The organism is Brevundimonas sp. GW821-FHT10A07, from assembly GCF_059415785.1.
The window spans coordinates 91,472-110,738 of the sequence record NZ_JBWKNX010000001.1 but is presented as its reverse complement, the minus strand read 5'-3'; the positions used below and the strand labels follow the sequence as shown (position 1 = coordinate 110,738).

At 64.8% G+C, this 19,267-nt stretch carries 18 protein-coding genes; 13 read left to right on the top strand and 5 right to left on the bottom strand.

The window, feature by feature from the left end; genetic code table 11:
- Positions 1-266 precede the first annotated feature (266 nt).
- Complete coding sequence (locus tag AC07NC_RS00510; protein WP_494568251.1) at positions 267-3,710, top strand: family 78 glycoside hydrolase catalytic domain; 3,444 nt, start codon at positions 267-269, stop codon at positions 3,708-3,710.
- A 79-nt stretch (positions 3,711-3,789) separates the two neighbouring features.
- On the opposite strand, the gene lldD is transcribed toward AC07NC_RS00510, so the two are convergent.
- From lldD to AC07NC_RS00495, 3 genes are read right to left on the bottom strand one after another with little or no spacing between them, the layout of a single operon-like run.
- A complete protein-coding gene (gene lldD / locus AC07NC_RS00505) occupies positions 3,790-4,923 on the bottom strand; it encodes an FMN-dependent L-lactate dehydrogenase LldD (RefSeq protein WP_494568250.1) in 1,134 nt (377 codons plus the stop codon).
- A gap of 9 nt (positions 4,924-4,932) precedes the next feature.
- Positions 4,933-5,694, bottom strand: coding sequence for an L-rhamnose 1-dehydrogenase Lra1 (lra1, locus tag AC07NC_RS00500; RefSeq protein WP_426026750.1), 762 nt, complete (start codon positions 5,692-5,694; stop codon positions 4,933-4,935).
- A gap of 24 nt (positions 5,695-5,718) precedes the next feature.
- A complete protein-coding gene (locus AC07NC_RS00495; protein ID WP_366559052.1) occupies positions 5,719-6,525 on the bottom strand; it encodes an IclR family transcriptional regulator in 807 nt (268 codons plus the stop codon).
- Between the two features lie 140 nt (positions 6,526-6,665).
- Between AC07NC_RS00495 and rhmD the strand changes: the two genes are divergently transcribed.
- The 5 genes from rhmD (at position 6,666) to AC07NC_RS00470 (ending at position 11,706) form a co-directional block, all read left to right on the top strand.
- Positions 6,666-7,859 (top strand): L-rhamnonate dehydratase, encoded by a 1,194-nt coding sequence (gene rhmD / locus AC07NC_RS00490; RefSeq protein ID WP_447941572.1) that lies wholly within the window; start codon positions 6,666-6,668, stop codon positions 7,857-7,859.
- Positions 7,860-7,873: 14 nt separating this feature from the next.
- The gene (locus AC07NC_RS00485) at positions 7,874-8,722 is read left to right on the top strand and encodes a fumarylacetoacetate hydrolase family protein (protein ID WP_008261529.1); all 849 of its coding nucleotides are present in this window, start codon (positions 7,874-7,876) and stop codon (positions 8,720-8,722) included.
- The gene (locus AC07NC_RS00480) at positions 8,719-9,468 is read left to right on the top strand and encodes an SDR family NAD(P)-dependent oxidoreductase (RefSeq protein WP_494568249.1); all 750 of its coding nucleotides are present in this window, start codon (positions 8,719-8,721) and stop codon (positions 9,466-9,468) included. Before AC07NC_RS00485 ends, AC07NC_RS00480 begins: the two co-directional genes overlap by 4 nt.
- A gap of 9 nt (positions 9,469-9,477) precedes the next feature.
- Entirely contained in the window at positions 9,478-10,380 is a 903-nt protein-coding gene (locus AC07NC_RS00475) for an amidohydrolase family protein (RefSeq protein ID WP_494568248.1), read from the top strand.
- Positions 10,381-10,443: 63 nt separating this feature from the next.
- The gene (locus AC07NC_RS00470) at positions 10,444-11,706 is read left to right on the top strand and encodes a sugar MFS transporter (protein WP_426025418.1); all 1,263 of its coding nucleotides are present in this window, start codon (positions 10,444-10,446) and stop codon (positions 11,704-11,706) included.
- Positions 11,707-12,550: 844 nt separating this feature from the next.
- On the opposite strand, the gene AC07NC_RS00465 is transcribed toward AC07NC_RS00470, so the two are convergent.
- A complete protein-coding gene (locus AC07NC_RS00465) occupies positions 12,551-13,195 on the bottom strand; it encodes a TetR/AcrR family transcriptional regulator (protein ID WP_494568247.1) in 645 nt (214 codons plus the stop codon).
- Positions 13,196-13,386: 191 nt separating this feature from the next.
- Here AC07NC_RS00465 and AC07NC_RS00460 point away from each other — a divergent pair, with 191 nt between their 5' ends.
- Both AC07NC_RS00460 and AC07NC_RS00455 read left to right on the top strand, forming a co-directional pair.
- Positions 13,387-14,211: an alpha/beta hydrolase family protein gene (locus AC07NC_RS00460; RefSeq protein ID WP_494568246.1), complete on the top strand. Its 825-nt coding sequence runs from the start codon at positions 13,387-13,389 to the stop codon at positions 14,209-14,211.
- Positions 14,212-14,294: 83 nt separating this feature from the next.
- A complete protein-coding gene (locus AC07NC_RS00455) occupies positions 14,295-15,044 on the top strand; it encodes an SDR family oxidoreductase (protein ID WP_494568245.1) in 750 nt (249 codons plus the stop codon).
- A 9-nt stretch (positions 15,045-15,053) separates the two neighbouring features.
- Here AC07NC_RS00455 and AC07NC_RS00450 read toward each other — a convergent pair whose 3' ends face one another.
- Positions 15,054-15,278 carry a hypothetical protein gene (locus tag AC07NC_RS00450; protein WP_494568244.1) on the bottom strand — a complete coding sequence of 75 codons (225 nt, stop codon included), beginning with the start codon at positions 15,276-15,278 and terminating at the stop codon, positions 15,054-15,056.
- Between the two features lie 507 nt (positions 15,279-15,785).
- On the opposite strand from AC07NC_RS00450, the gene AC07NC_RS00445 reads away from it, so the two are divergent.
- The 5 genes from AC07NC_RS00445 (at position 15,786) to AC07NC_RS00425 (ending at position 19,261) form a co-directional block, all read left to right on the top strand.
- Positions 15,786-16,817 carry a beta/gamma crystallin-related protein gene (locus AC07NC_RS00445; protein ID WP_494568243.1) on the top strand — a complete coding sequence of 344 codons (1,032 nt, stop codon included), beginning with the start codon at positions 15,786-15,788 and terminating at the stop codon, positions 16,815-16,817.
- Positions 16,818-16,840: 23 nt separating this feature from the next.
- A complete protein-coding gene (locus AC07NC_RS00440) occupies positions 16,841-17,464 on the top strand; it encodes a hypothetical protein (RefSeq protein ID WP_494568242.1) in 624 nt (207 codons plus the stop codon).
- A gap of 39 nt (positions 17,465-17,503) precedes the next feature.
- Positions 17,504-18,079: a hypothetical protein gene (locus AC07NC_RS00435; protein WP_494568241.1), complete on the top strand. Its 576-nt coding sequence runs from the start codon at positions 17,504-17,506 to the stop codon at positions 18,077-18,079.
- Between the two features lies 1 nt (position 18,080).
- The gene (locus AC07NC_RS00430) at positions 18,081-18,590 is read left to right on the top strand and encodes a hypothetical protein (protein ID WP_494568240.1); all 510 of its coding nucleotides are present in this window, start codon (positions 18,081-18,083) and stop codon (positions 18,588-18,590) included.
- Positions 18,591-18,694: 104 nt separating this feature from the next.
- Positions 18,695-19,261 carry a hypothetical protein gene (locus AC07NC_RS00425; RefSeq protein WP_494568239.1) on the top strand — a complete coding sequence of 189 codons (567 nt, stop codon included), beginning with the start codon at positions 18,695-18,697 and terminating at the stop codon, positions 19,259-19,261.
- Positions 19,262-19,267: the final 6 nt, after the last annotated feature.

Below are 19,267 nucleotides of genomic sequence, written 5' to 3'. Positions count from 1 at the left end.
CGTCTTCTGTGGACCGGTCTGGGCGTGTTGTTATGCAATTGGCGCGAGCGACGAGCCGCGTCGGTGCGCCCAAATCGGCGCCAGTATAAGAAATGTCCTCCCGCGAGAGCTGCCCTCTCGTCCCATTTTGTGATCAAACGTTCCGCTATTTAGGGAAAAACGTCAAGAGGTCGCATTTCCCCCCTGAACCTTTCCAATTGTGACCGATTGACGGGACGGGTTTTCACCTATTGGTATATCGTCATTCCAACAATAAAACGCGCCGAATGGCGACGCTGCTGGGAGGCATGCACATGAGACGGTCCCTTCGATCGCTGGCGCTCTGTGGAGCGACCGGTCTGATGCTGGCTGCATGCGCCCACGCCGACGCCGAACGGCCTCGTCTCGCCATGCTCCAGGCGTCGCCAAACGCGCCATCGGATCTGAAGATCGAATCCGCACCGTCTCTGCTCGGCGCAGATGTACTCCGGCCACGCTTCCAGTGGCTGGCGCCGCAAGCCACGAGGACACACCAAACCCATTACCGACTTCAGGTGGCGACCTCTGAAGCCAGCCTATCGAACGGCGATCTGGTCTGGGACAGCGGCGACGTGGCGTCCGGCGACCAAACCCAGATCGTCTATGAAGGCCCTGCGCTAGCATCACGTGGGCGCTACGTTTGGCGGGTTCAGACCCGCGACGCCGAAGGCCGACCCTCCGATTGGAGCTCGCCCGCCGTTTGGGAAATGGGATTGCTGCAGCCCGACGATTGGCAGGCGCACTGGATTTCCACCGATTCCTCCGTCGAGCACGTCTGGTCTGACGCGACGACGGAGTGGCGCTTTACGCCGACTGGAGGCGACATCGACTTCCTGTTCCGGGCCAGCCCTGTCGGCAAGACCTTTGGGGAAGCCTATGTCTGGCGGCTTGGAATCTCCGAAGGTCAACCGATCTTGACGGCGCTTTCGCGGACCTATGACGCCCAGTCCCAACCCCTGGTGAAGGAAACGGTGCTGAAGGCCGTGCCTCTGCCCTTTACACTGACGCAATGGACCGCGGGCCAGCATACGCTGACGGTAGAGGCCAAGGGGACGCGCATCGTCACGCGCCTTGATGACGTCGTCATCGACACGCTCGAGAACACCGATCACCGCCAGGGAACGGCCGGAATTTTTCAGGCCGGCCCCGCCACGTTCGGGCAATCGGCGCCTGCACCCGACGCCATCGTCCTGCATGAACTCACCGTCACCCCGGCGAACGGCTCCGTCACGCGCGCAGCCTTCTCGGGCAATGACAACCCGCTCAGCGGCGGCACGATCGAGGCCGACGGCCTCCACATCGCCAACGCGAGGGGCGTCGATATCGTCTTCCCTCAGACTGAGCCGGCCGCCCTGCTGCGTCGCCTGTTCATCATAGAGGGGGACGTCGTCGACGCCCGCCTCTATGTCGCCGCCGGCGGCTTTCCTCGCATCGACATCAACGGCAAGACGATCAACGAAGCCGTCGGCGACGGTTTCACGGCCTATGATCGTCGCGTCCTTTATCGGACGCTGGATGTAACCGATCATATCCGTCGCGGAGACAACGTCATTGGTCTGGAGCTAGGTCGCGGCTGGTACGACCTGGTCGAACCCAACGAATGGTATTGGCACGAGGCGCCGTGGCGCAATCGCCCCACCGCGCGACTTCAGCTGGAAGTCACCCTGGCCGATGGCAGCCGACAGATCGTCACGACCGACGACCAATGGCGGACCCACCCGGGGCCGACCCGGCATGACTCCATCTATGCGGGCGAACGTTATGACGCCCGCCTGCTGCCCCGTGGGTGGTCGCAGCCCGGATTTGACGACCGTGATTGGACGACCGCTCGTCTCGTCCATGGTCCGGCAGGCCGCCTGGACGCTGCAGAACAACAGCCGATCGCGGTGGTCGGCACGCGCCGCGCCGTCAGCCTGAAGCAGGTCCGTCCAGGCGTGTGGATCTACGATTTCGGCAGCATCTTCGCCGGCCGCCTTCATCTTAAGGTCAATGGACCATCCGGCCAGACCATCTCCATGATCCAGCACGAGAAGCTCCGTCCCGACGGAACGGTCCTGTCCGCGAGCGGACTGGTGGATACGCAGCTTCAGACCGATCAGTACACCCTGGCCGGCGACGGTCCGGAAGACTGGACGCCGCGTTTCGGTTATCGCGGCTTCCGTTATGTGGAAGTCCGGGGCTTCCCAGGCACGCCGACGCTGGACAGCCTGACCGGCGAAGTCATGCACTCCGACGTAGCCTCGATAGGAAGCTTCGAAAGCTCGAACCCCCTGTTGAACCAGATTCAGGCGGCGGCCCGCGCCACCATCCTGAACAATATGCACGGCTTCCAGACCGATACGCCGACGTTCGAGAAGAATGGATGGACGGGCGACGCCCAGGCGTCAGCTCTGGCCTCTGCCTTGAACTTCGACGTCAGCCGCGTCTGGACCAAGTGGATGGGTGATTTCCGAGACGCCCAGGCGCCCAGTGGCGAAATCCCCGAGATCGTGCCGTCGACGCCCCAGTACGGTTACGAGGGCACGCCGGGGTGGAACATGGTCAACGGCCCCACACCCTCTTGGGACGCCGCCACCTTCATACTGCCCGACGACCTGTATCAGCTGACGGGTGACATGCGCCTCCTGGCCGAGATGTACGACACCCAGAAGAGACTGGTGGACTACACCGCGTCCTGGTTCACGCCGGACGATTTCCATTACCGCCAACTGGCCAACACCTTCCTCGGCGAATACGCCAATCCTCGCCCACCGATCACGCCTGAAATGATCGCCGCCTTCATGGCCGGAAATCGCGCCGGAGGCCCGCCGCCTCAGCCGGGGCCCGGCGACGTCGATAGTGTCGCGACCGCCTATCTCTTCCACATGACCCAGTTGCTGGCCAAGAACGCGGCCTTGCTGGGCAAACAGGCGGATGCTCGAGCCTATGCCGCCCGTGCAGATGCGATCCGCGCAGCCTACAATCGCACCTACTGGGACGCTGGCCGCGAGGTTTATCGCGTTCCGGCGAAGTCGGGCGATGCGCCAGCCTTCGTACAATATCAGAACATCCTGCCTGTAGCATTCGGCCTCGTTCCTGACGGCCTGGCGAACGCCGTGCTTCAAAAGGTCAATGACGACATCGTGGCCCACGACTACCACCTGTCCAGCATGGGTGTTTTCTCGGGCCGCTATGCGTTGACGCTGCTCAGTGATGCGGGCCACGTCGATACCGTCTACCGCGTCGCAACTCAGACCACTGAACCCAGCTGGGGGTTCTGGTTGGCCAACGATATTCATACCATGCTCGAGGGCTGGTCTCTGGATAGTCGATCCTACGACCATCACTACTGGGGCTTGGTCTCCAGTTGGTTTTATCAAAGCCTTGCCGGCATCCGGCCTGGCGCGCCGGGCTACCGGACCATCGTGATACGTCCGGAGGCGCCGCAGGGTCTCGACCACGTCTCCGCCCATCTCGACACGGTCAGGGGACGCATTTCGTCGGAGTGGCGCCGGGTCGGTGATCGTCTGATATTGGACGTGGGCATCCCCGCAGGAGCTTCGGCTGAAATCTGGTGCCCGGGCGAAGTCGCTCAGATCCCGAAGAACGCCCAACTCGTCCGCCAAGAAGACAAGCGCTGGGTCTATTCCGTAAACGGCGGCAACCATCGATTTGACTGTGCTGCACCGGCAAGCGGGCCGAGTCGTCTCTAAGCCCCGCCGATCCCGGTCGGCGGGGCCTTCTTCAGCTGACGCTTCGAGCAACCTTCGCCTTTCGGAAGAAGGCGAAGGTTCAGAGGGCCAGCATATCCCGGCTGATCCCCGCCACGGACTTCGCCCCCGTCAACGTCATGGCCACCCGCATCTCCTTCTCGAACAGGTCCAGCAGGTTGGCGACGCCGGCCTCGCCGCCCGCCGCCAGCGCATAGACGAAGGCTCGTCCCAGCATCACGGCGTCGGCCCCAAGGGCGATGGCGCGGACGACGTCCAGGCCGTTGCGAACGCCGGAATCGATCAGGATGCGGATATCGCCTTTCACCGCTTCGGCGATCGCAGGCAAGGCCCGCGCCGATGACAGGACGCCGTCCAGTTGGCGGCCGCCGTGGTTCGACACCACAATGCCGTCAGCGCCGAAGCTGACGGCGTCGCGGGCGTCCTGAGCATCCAGCACGCCCTTGATGATCATCGGCCCGTCCCAGAAGTCGCGGATCCACTGGAGATCCTTCCAGGAGATCGAAGGATCGAAATTCTGGCCCAGCCAGCCGATGTAATCCGCCAGACCCGTAGGCTTGCCCAGATAGGCCGAGACATTGCCCAGATCGTGCGGCGTGCCGCGCACCCCGACGTCCCAGGCCCAAGCGGGATGGGTCATGGCCTGGATCATGCGGCGTATCTCGGCGTGGGGGCCGCTCATGCCCGAATGGGCGTCGCGGTAGCGGGCGCCGGGGGTCGGCATATCGACGGTGAAGACCAGGGTCTTCACCCCCGCAGCCCTGGCCCGCTCCAGCGCATTCTTCATGAAGCCTCGGTCGCGCAGGACATAGAGCTGGAACCACATCGGCCGGTCGATGGCCGGCGCCACCTCCTCAATGGGGCAGACCGAAACAGTGGACAGGGTGAAGGGCACGCCGAGCGAGGCCGCCGCCTTGGCCGCCTGCACCTCGCCGCGCCGGGCGTACATGCCGGTCAGGCCGACTGGCGCCAGGATGATCGGCAGCCGCAGGGTCTCGTCGAACAGCCGTGTTTCCAGGCTGAGGCTGGTCATGTCCTGTAGAACGCGCTGGCGCAGAGCGATGGCCTGCCAGTCCTCGACGTTGCGGCGCAGCGTCTGTTCGGCGTAGGCGCCGCCGTCGATATAATGAAACAGGAAGGGCGGCAGCTTGCGCCGCGCCGCCTCGCGATAGTCGCCGGGCGAGGAAATGATCACCGTGACGCCCTACTGGAAGTTGGCGAAGGCGCCGCCGTCGACCAGCAGGGCCGCGCCGGACATATAGGCCGCCATGTCCGAGGCCAGGAAGGCGACGACCGAGGCGATGTCCTCGGGCTTGCCCAGGCGTCCCAGGGGAATGCGGCTTTCCATATATTCGCGCTTCCTAGGATCGGCGAGATCGTCCTTGTTGATGTCGGTGGCGATGGTGCCGGGCAGAACCGAGTTGCAGCGAATGCCGTGACGCCCCAGGGCGACGGCGCAGGACTGCATCAGGCTGTGAACCCCCGCCTTGGTCGGGGTGTAGTGGGTCTGCATCTCGCCGCCGACCAGGGCCGAGATCGAGCTGATGGCGACGATGGCGCCGCCCTCCCCCTGTTTCACCATCTGGTTCGCCGCCGCCTGGGTCATGAAATAGGCCCCGTGGAGATTGACCTCCATCGTGCGCTGCAGCGTCTCGACCGGCATGTCGAGGAAGGCGTGGAAGGGGCAGATGCCGGCGTTGGAGACGAAGACATCCACGCGCCCGAACGCCTTGACGGCCGTGTTCACGAAGGTCGTCGCGCTGTCCGGCAGGGCCACGTCCGCATCGACCACGATGGCTTGGCGGCCCAGGGCTTCGATTTCCGCGACCACCTCGGCGGCGACCGCGTCGTCGCGGAAGGTGTTGAGGGCGACATTTGCGCCCTGGCGCGCGGCCTCTACCGCCGTCGCCCGTCCGATACCCCGCGATGCGCCCGTGATCAGGACGACCTTGTTCTCAAGCAGCATGTGGGCTCCGGCGTTCTACGATGTTCAGGGTTTAGGCTGCCAGCCGAGGTCGGCGCTGATGGCGTTGGCGGCGGCGGTGACTGTCTTGGTCAGCTCGGCCATGCGGGCGTCCGACATATACTGCGCGGCCGAAGAGACACTGAGCGCGGCGACGATATGGCCGTCGACCGAGCGTATCGGCGCGGCGACGCAGCGGATCTGGTCCTCGTTCTCTTCCAGGTCGAAAGCATAGCCCTTCTGGGCATAGGCGTGCATCCGCTCCAGCCAGACGGCGCGGGCCGACGAATCATAGGGCGCGCCCTCAGGCGCATAAAAGTCGATCCATTCCGGCTCGGACTTGTCGAGAATCAGGGCCTTGCCCAGACCGGTCGAGGCGATCGGGTGCCGCTCTCCCAGGCGGGAGCCGATATTGATCCGGCGCCGGCCGGCGACCTTGTCGAGATAAAGGGCATGACGGCCATCGAGGACGCCTAGATGGACCGTATCATCGGTTTGGGCGGACAGTTGCTCCAGCCATGGACGGGCGACGCGGGGCAGATGCATCTGCTGGCTGGCGGCGTGGCCCAGTTCCAGCAGTTTCGGGCCCAGGCTATAGCCTTCGCGGGGGCGGAACGAGAGCAGGCGACGATCGACCAGGGCGGAAGCCAGGCGGTGCGTGGTGCTGCGGGTCAGGTCCAGTTTTTCTGACAACTCAGCCAGAGGCAGAGAGCCGTCCATCAGGGCGTCGATCACGTCCAGGCCGCGCAGCAGCGTCTGACTGCCGGACGCTTTGGTCCCGACCTCATCTTCCCCATCGACCTGCACGGTCTTGATTGACGTCACTCGTCCCATTTCGTAATCCTCATTCTCAGAATGTAGCAAAACACGCAAGCTCGTCCGCGGAACGGGATCGAGTTTGACGCGCCGCACGGAGGAAAGCCAGTGAAATCCCGCATGATGGGAGCAAATCACCAGACGTCGGTGATGCCTCAATGAGCCGCCTTCCAAAGATCAAGCACGTTCGCGCCTTCGTCGTGAAGAATGACGGCGCAGGCGGCGGCGCCGACTATCATGACCAGGGCGATGGCCACTGGATCGACGACCATATCGCCACGCCAATGGCGAAATATCCCGAATACCGTCAGAGCCGCCGCAGCTTCGGCATCAATGTGCTGGGCACCTTGGTCGTTGAGATCGAGGCCGAGAACGGCGTCGTCGGCTTCGCGGTGACGACCGGGGGCGAGCCCGCCGCCTATATCGTCGAGAAGCACCTGGCTCGTTTCCTGGAAGGTCGAGACCCGACCGAGGTCGAGAAGATTTGGGATCAGATGTATTTCTCGACCCAGTACTATGGCCGCAAAGGGCTGGTCGTGAACGCCATCTCGGGCGTCGATCTGGCCCTGTGGGATTTGCTGGGCCGCCTGCGTCAGGAGCCGGTCTTCGCCATGCTGGGCGGCGCCGTGCGTGACGAGCTGACCTTCTACGCCACCGGCGCGCGTCCGGACAAAGCCAAGGAACTGGGTTTCATCGGCGGCAAGATGCCGCTGCACCACGGCCCGGCCGAGGGCGAGGAAGGCCTGCACAAGAACCTGGCCGAGCTTGAGGCCATGCGGAACGCCTGCGGCGACGACTTCTGGCTGATGTTCGACTGCTGGATGGCGCTGGACCTGAACTACGCCACCCGCCTGGCCCACGAGGCGCACAAACTGGGTCTGAAGTGGATCGAGGAAGCGCTCAGCCCCGACGACTACTGGGGTTATCAGACGCTAAAAAAGAACGCGCCCAAGGGGATGCTGGTCACGACTGGCGAGCACGAGGCCACCCGCTGGGGCTTCCGCATGCTGCTGGAAATGGAATGCTGCGACATCATCCAGCCGGACGTCGGCTGGTGCGGCGGCGTGACCGAACTGATCAAGATTTCCGCCATGGCCGACGCCAAGGGCGTGCTGATGATCCCGCACGGGTCCTCGGTCTACAGCTACCACTTCGTGGTCACGCGCCATAACAGCCCATTCGCCGAGTTCCTGATGATGGCGCCCGGAGCCGACAAGGTCGTGCCCATGTTCCATCCCCAGCTGATCGGCGAGCCGACGCCGGTGAACGGCCGCCTGAAAGTGCCCGACACGCCAGGTTTCGGCGTCGAGCTGAACCGCGACATCGCCCTTCATCGCCCCTACGTGCGCTAAGACGAAAGCCCCTTATGAAACTGCTGCGTTATGGTCCCAAGGGCGACGAGAAACCCGGCACGCTGGACGCCGAGGGCCGCATTCGTGATCTGTCGGGCGTCGTCGCCGACATCACCCCGGAACAGCTGTACGGACCGGCGCTCGCGGCCTTGAAAGCCATCGATCCGACCAGTCTTCCCCTCGTCGAGGGCCAGCCCCGCTATGGCGTGCCCGTCAAGGGCAGCCGCAAGTTCATCGCCATCGGCCTGAACTTCGCCGACCACGCCGCCGAATCCAACCTGCCCATCCCGGCCGAACCCGTTGTCTTCACCAAGGCCATCACCTGCCTGAACGGACCGAACGACGACGTGATCATTCCGCGCGGTTCGGAAAAGACCGACTGGGAGGTCGAACTGGGCATCGTGATCGGCAAGCCCGCCACCTACGTCACCCAGGATGAGGCGCTGGATCACGTCGCCGGCTATGTGCTGATCAACGACGTGTCGGAGCGCGCCTTCCAGACCGAGCGGGGCGGCACCTGGGACAAGGGCAAGGGGTGCGACACCTTCGGTCCCGTCGGCCCCTGGATCGTCACCACCGACGAGGTGGGCGATGTTCAGGACCTGGACATGTGGCTGGACCTGAACGGCCAACGCATGCAGACCGGCAACACCAAAACCATGATCTTCGGCGTCGCCGAGATCGTCTCCTATCTTTCGGAGTTCATGACGCTGGAGCCGGGCGACCTGATCACCACCGGTACCCCTCCGGGCGTCGGCCTGGGCCAGAAACCGCCGCTCTACTTGAAACCGGGCGATACGGTTCGCCTGGGCATCCAGAAGCTCGGTGAACAGGGCCAGACCTTCGTGGAGTGGAAGCGATGAGCGCCTATCAGGGGCGTTTCGCGGGCCGCACGGCCGTGGTCACCGGCGGCGCCTCGGGCCTGGGCAAGGCGTCGGCCGCCCGCATCGTCGCCGAGGGCGGCAAGGTGGTGCTGTGGGACCTCAACGCCGATGCGCTGGCGGCGGCGGCGGACGAGGTCGGCGCGATCCACGTCGCGGCGCTGGACGTGTCGGACGCGGACGCCGTCGCTGCGGCGGCCGAAGACGCCAACAAGGCGCTGGGCCGGATCGACATCCTGGTCGCCTCGGCCGGGATCACCGGCGCCACGGTTCCGGTGCATGAGTTCCCGATCGACAGCTGGAAGCGCGTCGTCGACATCAATCTGAACGGCGTCTTCTACTGCTCGCGCGCCATCGTGCCTTTCATGCTGGCCAACGGCTATGGCCGCATCGTCAACGTGGCCTCGGTCGCGGGCAAGGAAGGCAATCCGAACGCCAGCGCCTATTCCGCCTCAAAGGCCGGCGTGATCGGTTTCACCAAGTCGCTGGGCAAGGAACTGGCCGACAAGGGCGTCATCGCCAACAGCCTGACCCCCGCCACTTTCGAAAGCCCGATCCTGCAACAGCTTCCGCCCAGCCAGGTCGAATACATGCGCTCCAAGATCCCGATGGGCCGCCTGGGCGAGGTCGAGGAAAGCGCCGCCATGGTCTGTTTCATGGCCTCCGAAGAATGCAGCTTCACCACCGCCTCGACGTTCGACACGTCCGGCGGACGCACGACGTACTAGGGCGCGCGGATGGCTTCGGATCTTCGCATCGTCGACAGCCACGTCCACCTGTGGGACCTGTCGCGTGCGCGCTATGGCTGGATTCAGGACGATCCCCTGCCGAACAATCCGGCGGGGGACATGTCGCCCATCGCGCACAAGGACTACCTGCTGGACGACTATCTGGCCGATACGGCGGGCTGGTGCGTGGACAAAATCGTCCACGTCGAGGCCGGCCAGCCTAGGGGCCGGCAACTGGTCGAGACCGACTGGCTCCAGTCCCTCGCCGATGACCGAGGCTGGCCGCACGCCATCGTCGCCGGCGCCGACCTGCTCGATCCCGACCTCGACGCCCTGCTGGAGGCCCATGCCGCGCGTCCGAACGTGCGCGGCGTGCGCCAGATCGTCTGCTGGCACGAGGATCCGCTGAGGACCTATACCGACCGCGACCTGCTGCGTGATCCGCAATGGGTCGCGGGCTTCGCCAAACTGGCCCGCCACGGCCTGTCGTTCGACCTGCAGCTCTATCCGTCGCAGATGGCGACCGCCGCCATCATCGCCGCGCGCCACCCCGACATCCCGATGATCGTCAACCACGCCGGCCTGCCGACGGATCGCAACGACGTCGGCATGGAGCGCTGGCGGATCGGTCTGCGTCTGCTGGCCGCCCAGCCCCAGGTCTCGATCAAGATCTCGGGCCTGGGCATCACCGACCGCGCCTGGACGCCCGAAACCATCCGTCCGATCGTGCTGGAGTGCATCGACATCTTCGGGACCGAGCGGGCCATGTTCGCCTCGGACTTCCCGGTCGAGAGCGTCCACGGAAGCTTCGAAGCCTTCTATTCCGCCTTCGACGCGATCACGGCCGACTTCTCGGCCGACGAGCGCGACCACCTGTTCGCCGCCAACGCCGAGGCGATCTACCGCATCTAGCCCCACTCCGCCGAAGCCGCAGCAAGACGGCTAGGCCCCCGAGGAAATCCAGGAGAGTATCCCATGGTCATCGAGACCGACGCCGCCCACACGCCCGGAGGCCTTGCCAAACCCGTCGGCGACCTGAAGGGTCCGCTGGCCTTCGCCATCGCCTGCTTCCTGATCTGGGGCCTGGCCTATGGCTTGCTGGACGTGCTGAACAAGCATTTCCAGGAGACGCTGAGCATCAGCCAGGCCGACAGCGCCTGGCTGCAGATCGCCTATTTCGGGGCCTATCTTCTGCTGTCGATCCCGGCGGGCATGTTGCTGCACGCGCGCGGCTACAAGTTCGGCATCGTGTCGGGCCTAGCGGTCACCGCCATCGGCGCCCTGCTGTTCATCCCGGCGGCGGGCGCGGGCGCCTTCCTGCCCTTCGTCGGCTCGATGTTCGTTCTCGCCGCCGGCCTGTGCATCCTTGAAACCAGCGCCGACACCTACGTCAACGTCCTGGGCGATCCGGCCAAGGCCTCGCAGCGGCTGAACCTGGCCCAGTCGTTCAACGCCCTGGGCGTCTTCTTCGGCCCGCTGATCGGCGGCGCGGTCTTCTTCAGCCCGACGACGACCCAGGCTCTGGGCGGCGCGACGCGCTCGATTCAGATTGTCTACGGCCTGATCGCCGTCGGCGTGGTCCTTTTCGCCATCGCCGTCTGGCGCGCCCGCCTGCCGGAGACCGGCCTGTCGGACCACGGCGGCGCGGCGGAAGGCGACACCCCCGCCCTGCCCCTTTCGAAGCAGCCGCACTTCATCGCCGGCGTGATCACCCAGGCCCTCTATATCGGCGCCCAGGTCGGCATCGGCGCCTATTTCATCAATCTGGTGACCCACAACTGGCAGGGTCTGACGTCGCAGCAAGGCGCCTTCATGCTGTCGCTCGCGGCCATCGGCTATCTGGTCGGTCGCTTCTTCGCCACCGCCCTGCTGCTGAAGATCAAGCCCCGCGTCCTGCTGACCACCTACGGCTTGATCAATGTGGTCCTGACCCTGATCGTCGCAGCCGGCATCGACAAGGTCTCGCCCATCGCCCTGCTGGCCGTCTTCTTCTTCATGTCCACCATGTTCGCCACCATCTTCGCCCTGGGCACGACCGGCCTCGGCGCCGGCACCAAGAAGGCGTCTTCCCTGATGGTCATGGCCATCGGCGGCGGCGTCCTGCTGCCCTGGCCCATGGGCAAGATCGCCGATCTCTATGGCGCCAACGTCGCCTTCCTGCTGCCCGCCGTCTGCTTCGCGGTGGTGGCTTGGTACGGTTGGAAGGGCGCAACGCTTGGGGTCCGTTCACGCGCTTGATCGTCTGCTCTGCTCTGACCTTGGCTCCTGTCGCCACTAAGACACCCTTCATGGCCCTGAGCCAGAAGGATCCGACTGCACTGAGCGCCACTATTACGGACGGCGGTCGGAACAAACTAACAGGCAGTCAAAGTGGGAATCCATTGACAACGCAGAAGTCTCTGTCTGCCAAAAGACGGATCTCCAACAAGGCTTAGCCAACACCGCCATCCGCCTCACCCGTACATCTGCCACCGCACGGCTACAGGATCGCCCTGTCCAAACCCAACTGCTAACGTCGGCCCTTCATCAACGAGCGCCCTCGCCAGAGGCCCTATTCGCATGCCGCCCCCTCACTCCCACTCTATTATTCATGCGACTGGAAGGCGCTGATTTATCAGCGCCTTTTCTTCGACCGCTAGAACATGCCGTCAGCCATACGGCCACTGGGATGAGCCTGATGAAAACAAAGAAGAATTTGACCCCAATAAAATTTGAGTGATGACGCTGTCTATCGGCAGGCGCACCACAATGCTGGTTCCGCAAAGCCCAGCCATCCCGAAGTCGATCCCGCTCAAGATACCGACGCTTCCATACCGACAATCTGGCAATCCTACGGAGATGATACCGTCATCTCAGTCATCAGCCAACGTCGTCAATGCGCCAGGATCAGACATCATCGCCTTACCTGAAACGCGACATTGCAACTTCGTTCGAAACTCCTGAAGGTCTCAGTTTCACCTCCTGTCAACGTCAAGGCCTGACCGTTGCGGTGGAGATGCCAGTGCTGGTTGGAACCGTCTCTCAGCGGCAATGTCACGTTCAACATCCCCTAGGATCGCGTGTTGGAGATCCGGTCTCGTAGCTATCCTGTCTTTTTCGACTTCTTCGCGCCGTAGCGCAGGCCATCCAGCAAAAGCATGACCATCCGCTCGGTGTGCGCGGCCCCATCATTGCCTGAAGCCACGGCAAGGTTGCCGATTCCGCGCAGCAGATCATAGGGCGCAATGTCGTCACGTATCTCACCGTTGAGGGCGGCAGCATCCAGCAGTATCGACAACGCTGGCTCGAACCTGCTCCGGAAGTAGTCTGGCAGGGTTGCGAATGCTGGATCGCCTGAGTGAAGCGCAGCCGCGAGACCCTGCTTTGTCCCGAGGAAGCGCGTGTATCGCATCAACCAACCCGCCAGCGCCTCGGCGGGCCCGTGTTCTGCTGCAAGCGACTCCGCCGCGTTGGCACACGCATCGACCTCACGACGGAACACTGCCGCCACCAAATCGGCACGAGTTGGAAAACGTCGGTAGAGTGTCCCGAGCCCGACACCGGCTTGTGTCGCGATCTCCCGGATAGGGGCATCGACCCCCGAACGGGCAAACACGATCTTGGCCGCTTCTAAAACCGCTTCCTCATTCCTGCGAGCATCGGCGCGCATGCGCGGCGGGGGTGTCCCGGTATCGCCCACCGTCAATGACCCGATCTCAAAACTATTCCGGGACTTGGCCGACACCATTTCTCGCTTTCCCCCTTGATAAACGGATCAATGATCCGCATTAAAGCGTAGCGGAACATCGATCCGCTTGATAGTTCGAAGGTACGCGCCTCATGTCAACTTCGGTCGCCCCAGCCGGCCCATCCGCTGTCGTCTCCATCGCGCCCATCGTCTTGACGTCACCGGGCAGAGGCGTCGACCTGCACCTTCGGGTGTCCGCCCCGATCGCGGGCGACGCGCTGCCCGTCATCATCTTTTCACACGGCAACGGTCAGTCGCTTCACGCATACGGCCCCCTCGCTGACTATTGGGCGGCGCACGGCTTTGTCGTGATCCAACCGACGCACCTCGACTCGCGAACGCTCGGGCTCGCGCCAGAGGATCCTCGCCGCCAGCAGCTCTGGCGCTTCCGGGAAGAAGATCTGGCGGTCGTTCTTGACGGGCTCGATCGCATCGAAAGCGAGGCGCCGATGATCCGGGGACGGCTCGACCGCTCGCGCATGGCGGTTGCCGGTCATTCCTGGGGTGGGCAGACCGCCGGCGCCTTGCTCGGCGTCACCCACCCTGATCCTGACGACGGCTCGCTGGTCGACAAGCGGGATGCCCGCATAAAGGCAGGCGTGTTGCTCGCGGCGCCCGGCAGCGGCAATGACCTTACCGAGCAGGCATCTCGTATTTTTCCGTTCATGCACCCTGACTTCTCGACCATGACACCGCCGACCCTGATCGTCGTGGGCGATCAAGACACGGGCAGGCTTTCGACACGCGGGGCCGACTGGTGGCGCGACGCCTACGATCTAAGCCCGTCCCCCAAGGCGCTGTTCACGGCCTTTGGTGGCGAACATGCGCTTGGCGGAATCCCCGGATACGAGGCACGTGAGACGACCGACGAACGACCCCAGCGAGTCTCCGCCATCCAGCGCCTTTCAACTGCCTTCCTCCGAAGCGCGCTCTACCCCGGCGATCTCGCCTGGGTCGGGGCGGTTGCAGCGCTGGAAGCCGATGCGGCGCCCGAAGGCAACGTCGAGACAAAGTAAGCCGCCCCCATTCCGGCTCGCTCATACTGACGCGCCCCACTGCATTAATCGTCACGCTGCCCCACCACTCCAGGAGCTATTAAATGAACACGATCCTCATCACCGGCAGTTCGTCCGGCTTCGGACTTGAGACGGCCCGCTATTTCCTCGATCGCGACTGGACCGTCATCGCCACGATGCGCACGCCCCGTGAGGACGTCCTACCCGTATCCGAACGTCTACGGGTCGTGGCTCTCGATGTGACCGACGCTGCCAGCATCGCCCGCGCTGTGGAGGAAGCCGGCCCGATCGACGCCCTTGTCAACAATGCGGGCGCCGGCCTGATGGGCGCGCTGGAGGGCGTGTCGATCGACGCGACGCGCCAGCTTTTCGAACTGAACACGTTCGGCGTTATGGCGATGACGCAAGCCGTACTCCCCGGCTTTCGCGAGCAAAGGTCGGGGGTCATCGTCAACGTATCGTCCGCCGTGACGCTCAAGCCTTTGCCTATGCTGTCCGCCTACACGGCCAGCAAGGCCGCCGTGGAGGCGTTCAGCGAAGACCTCACGCTAGAGGTGGAGCCGTTCGGAATCCGCGTGCGGTTGGTCATTCCCGGACGCGCTCCGGAGACCGCATTCAGTGCGACCGCTCGTGCCAGCTCGCAGAACGGCATACCCGAAGCCTATGCCGCCTGGGCCAAGGAAATGTTCTCCGCAGCGCCCCAGCAGCCCGCCGAAGTCACCACGGCGACCGATGTTGCGGAGTCGGTCTGGCGAGCAGTGACCGATGCATCTTCGCCATTTCGCATCCCGGCCGGCGCAGACGCAGTGAAACTGGCCGCACAGGTCTCATAGCGCCTGAGCTCAGCTGGAGCTTGCCCGTCGCGCGGTTCGTCCGAAGCATCCGCTGCCGACGATCAGAAAAAATCGAGAAGCCGAAGGTGGCGGATAGTACTGCACCATACAGAGCGCCAGCACCGTTAGGATCGCGACCAACAGCCCAGCCTCGTTGATGGCGCGGACCAGAGCCAGCTTCTCGGCAAGGGGGAAAAGCGCCGCGGTCTTGGCTGCGTCGATGGGTTGCCCCATCCGGCTCGAAAAAAGTGAGACCGGGATTCCGACGGGCTGAGCTGTCTCTACATCTCCCGCCTGATCTACCGCTTGCAGTCGCTACACAATCTGTCGACCCAGTATAGGGGCTCGGCCGTAGATCATCGTGTCGATCAAGGCGAGGTCTACGGTGCCACCGAGGTTGCACATCAGGTTGAACAGGCCGCTGGCCCCCGGAACCTCCTTTGGTGGCAAGTCGTCCAAGGCCAGTCGGGTCACCACCCGCGATGAAACCTGTCGATGTTTGTCAGATACAAGCCCGGCACTCCGACGTGACAGTCCCGGAAGAACGAGGGTCGGCGCCAGACGGCACTTGAGTCCGAGCGCAAGTGGTCGGCCGCGTCCCGCCTGACTGCAAGCCGTCATCGCCCAAAGGAAATTTCTGTTGCCGCGTTTCCCAACCACGCAGCACTGACAGCAAGATGTCCGGGTTCAACCAGCAATCCCGTTTGACCAGGAGAACCCACCCTATCGAGGTAAGCCGAGATGAAGACCGTCCTGAAACTTTCCTGCGTCGCGGCTGCCGCTGCGCTGCCGCTGCTGGCGGGAACCGCCATGGCCCAGAACGCGCCCAGCCTGAGACTGTTCAGTCGGAACGGTTTCACCGGGACGTCCCTGCGGCTGGATCGCAGCGTCGGCAATCTGTCCAGCCGCGAGTTCAACGACAAGGCCGCCAGCATGATCGCCGAAGGGCGCTGGGAAGTCTGTCTGGACGCCAACTATGCCGGGACCTGCCGCGTGATCCAGGGCCGCATCAGCGACATGGGCGACTGGGCCGGCAAGGTCAGCTCGGCCCGCTACCTCGGACCGTCGGACTGGGGCAGCAGCGGAATGGAAGACGGGACCACCGGCACGGCGGGACAGGCCGCCGCCTCGGCCAACACACCCGCGACGCCGCCTGCCGCTGTGACGCCCCGCTATCGCACGGACTATGAGCCGCACGTGATCGGCAATATCTACGATACCGATTTCGGGACGATGACCCTGGACCGCTGGGACCGCGATGGCGCGGCCGGACACTATGTCGGAGCCACACCAGAGGCCAGCGGCAGCTTTGACGGCATTCGCGAGATCGGAAATGACAGCCCGGAAGGCATCGACAGGATCCTGGGCTACTGGTACCAGCCCGCCGCTGCACAGGCCTGTTCGACGCAGAAAAACGGCACCTATTACTGGGGCCAGATCCAGTTCAATTTCTCAAGGGACCGGAACGAATTCATCGGCTTCTGGGGCCACTGCGAGGGCACAACGCTTGACCGCTGGAACGGCACATTCGTTCGACGTGACCCGCAGATCGCCGCGGCCGTGGACGCCGATCTGCGCAACGCCGGCACCGCAGGCGCAGCCGCGACCACCACACGGGCTGGCGACGCAACCGCTCCAGGCACCGGCGCCCGGCCGCCCGCCGCCGGCCAACCCCTGCCGGGCGTGGTGGACCGGACGGTTCGCGCCGCCAGCGACGAGGTCGAACGCCGGACCCAGGACCGGATTCGCGAAGGCATTGGACGGCTGTTTTGAGCCGGGCGGGACAGGTCAAGGTCATGACCAGCCCCTCCATACCCCTGGTCGGTCTGGCGCTGTTCGCGCTGGCCCTGACGGGCTGTAGCCGGTCAGACGGCGAGGCCGCAAACGGCGACGGGACCGACCCCGTCGCCGCCGCGCCCGCAGGCTCGGCGGCCGCCGCCGGCCATGCCTCTGCCGACGCGGAAACCGTCCCCGGGGATGCCCCGTCCGCCCCCCTCCCCCCGCTTGAGCGCGAGATCAAGGTCACCGCGTTCGAGCCGGAGGTGATCGGCAACGTCTATGCGTCCGACTTTCAGGACGTCATTCTGGATCGCTGGGACGCGGACGGCGCCGCCGGACGTTATGCCGTCGGCCAGGGCCGGTTTGAAGGCGCCCGGCTGGCCGGCAGCGACGGACCGGACGGCATCGACCGGATCGAGGGCTACTGGCATCAGGCGATGTCCGACCAGCGCTGCGACACGGCCCGCGACGGCAGCCACTACTGGGGCCGGTTTCAGATGAACGTGCCGCGCGACCGCAGCGGGTTCATCGGCTTCTGGTCCTACTGTGACGGCACCCCGCTCGACCGCTGGAACGGCAACCTGATCCGGCGCGATCCCGAAATCGCCGCCACGGTCACACGGCTGCTCGCCGACCGATAGGCCCCGGCCGCCCATCCTTTCCGACACGAAGGTCCCCCCATGACACCTCTGTTTCGCATCGCTCGTCCGCCCCTGACCGCCCTCATGGTTCCGGTTGCAGTCCTCGCCCTCTCGGTCGGCGGGTGTGGCCCGTCGGCCCCGGAGGCGACCTTGAACGCGGAGGCCGGCGGAGCGTCCGGCATGGCCGACACCGTCACTTCGGCCGGGGCCGGTCAGGGAGAGACCCCGGGCGACGCGCGGGCGGCGAACGGAACCGGGTCGATCACCGACAGCTTCGCCATCACCAACCCGGACATCGCCGCCAGCCTGCCCGATTTCGTCAGAATGCCGCCCGGGGCGCGGGTGATCGTCAACTTCCCCTTCTCCAACGGGATCCGAAAGGGCGGTTCGATCATGGCCAATACGCCGATGCCCCGGGGGGAGGTCATCGCCTTTCACCGTCAGGCGATGACCCGCGACGGTCTGGTGTTGAAGCCCGACGAAACCGGTCGCGAAGGCGAAACCATCCTGACGGCGGAAAGCCCGGACGAGAAGACCCAGTACACGGTCAGTGTCTTCCTTTCGCAGGAGAACGGCACCCTCTTCCGGGTTGGCTACTATGAGCCGGTCGCCTGAGATGACCGTTTTCAGAGCCCTCGTCGCCACCCTGATCTCGAGCCTGGTCCTGACCGCCGTCCCGGTCGCGGCGCGGCAGACCCTCCCCGGCCATGACGCGGCAGCCGGCGAGGACCGTCATGCCCTGACCCCCGCAGGGCCGCTCCAGGGCAATTGGCGGATCGTGCGGGCCGGAGATCCGGCCGATGCCGCCATCATGCGGATCCAGATCATCCACGACGGCAGCCGTCTGGACGGCAGCTATGTGCTGTATCAACCCTTCTGCAGCATCGATCGTCCCTTGCCGGTCTCCGGCACCGAGGACTGCGAGTTCATCGATCTGGGCGGACAGATCACGGCGGGCCAGTCACGGGGACGCTGGGCCAGCGTAATCCTTCGCCCCGGCGCGGACGGTCTGGATCACCGCATCAGTTTCCGGAACCGCCCCGCCCGCGGCCCGCTGAGAGGTCGCTACCACGCGCCTGGGGACCGGTCGGGTGTCCCCGTCGTTCTGGAGCGCGCGCCGGAATAGCCCCGCCCATACCGGGTCGGTCATGTCCGCTTCGGCCCCGCAATTCCGTTCTGATCGATGGGGGCTTCCACCGATCAAACGAAACAGGGCTCAAGACCATGGCATTGATACGCAGAACCTTTCTGGCCGGCGCGGGCGGACTCGCCGTCGGCGCGACCACAACCAGCCTCGCCTTCGCGCAGGACGGCGGCCGGATCACCATCGAGATCCGGGATGCGCGTCGTCTGGCCCGGCTGTCGGGCGAGCGCCTCCGGCGCGGACTGATGCGAAACATGGTGCTGCGACTGGACGGCTCACGGGCCGAGCCGGTGCAGATGCTGGCGGCGCGCTTCGAAAGGGGCGAGCTTCGCGACGTTTTCGTCTCGGACCGGTTCGATCTGCGGGCCGGCTCGGTCGCCTTCCCCGGAGACATGTTCTTTCCCGGCGACATGTTCTTTCCGGGCGATATGTTCTTTCCCGGCGACATGTTCTTCCCCGGTGACATGTTCGCCCCGGGTGGCGAGCGAACCCTGTCCGGCCGCGAGGACGTGCTCCGGAACCTGGCGCGATCCATCCTCGGCCGGGACGGAGAGATCAATGGCCTAGTCTTCATGGTGGTGGCCCGCAATGACAAGGCGCTGAGCCGGGGCAGCGCGCTTCGGACCCGGCCGGGCGGGGACGACCGGCGCTGACGGCGC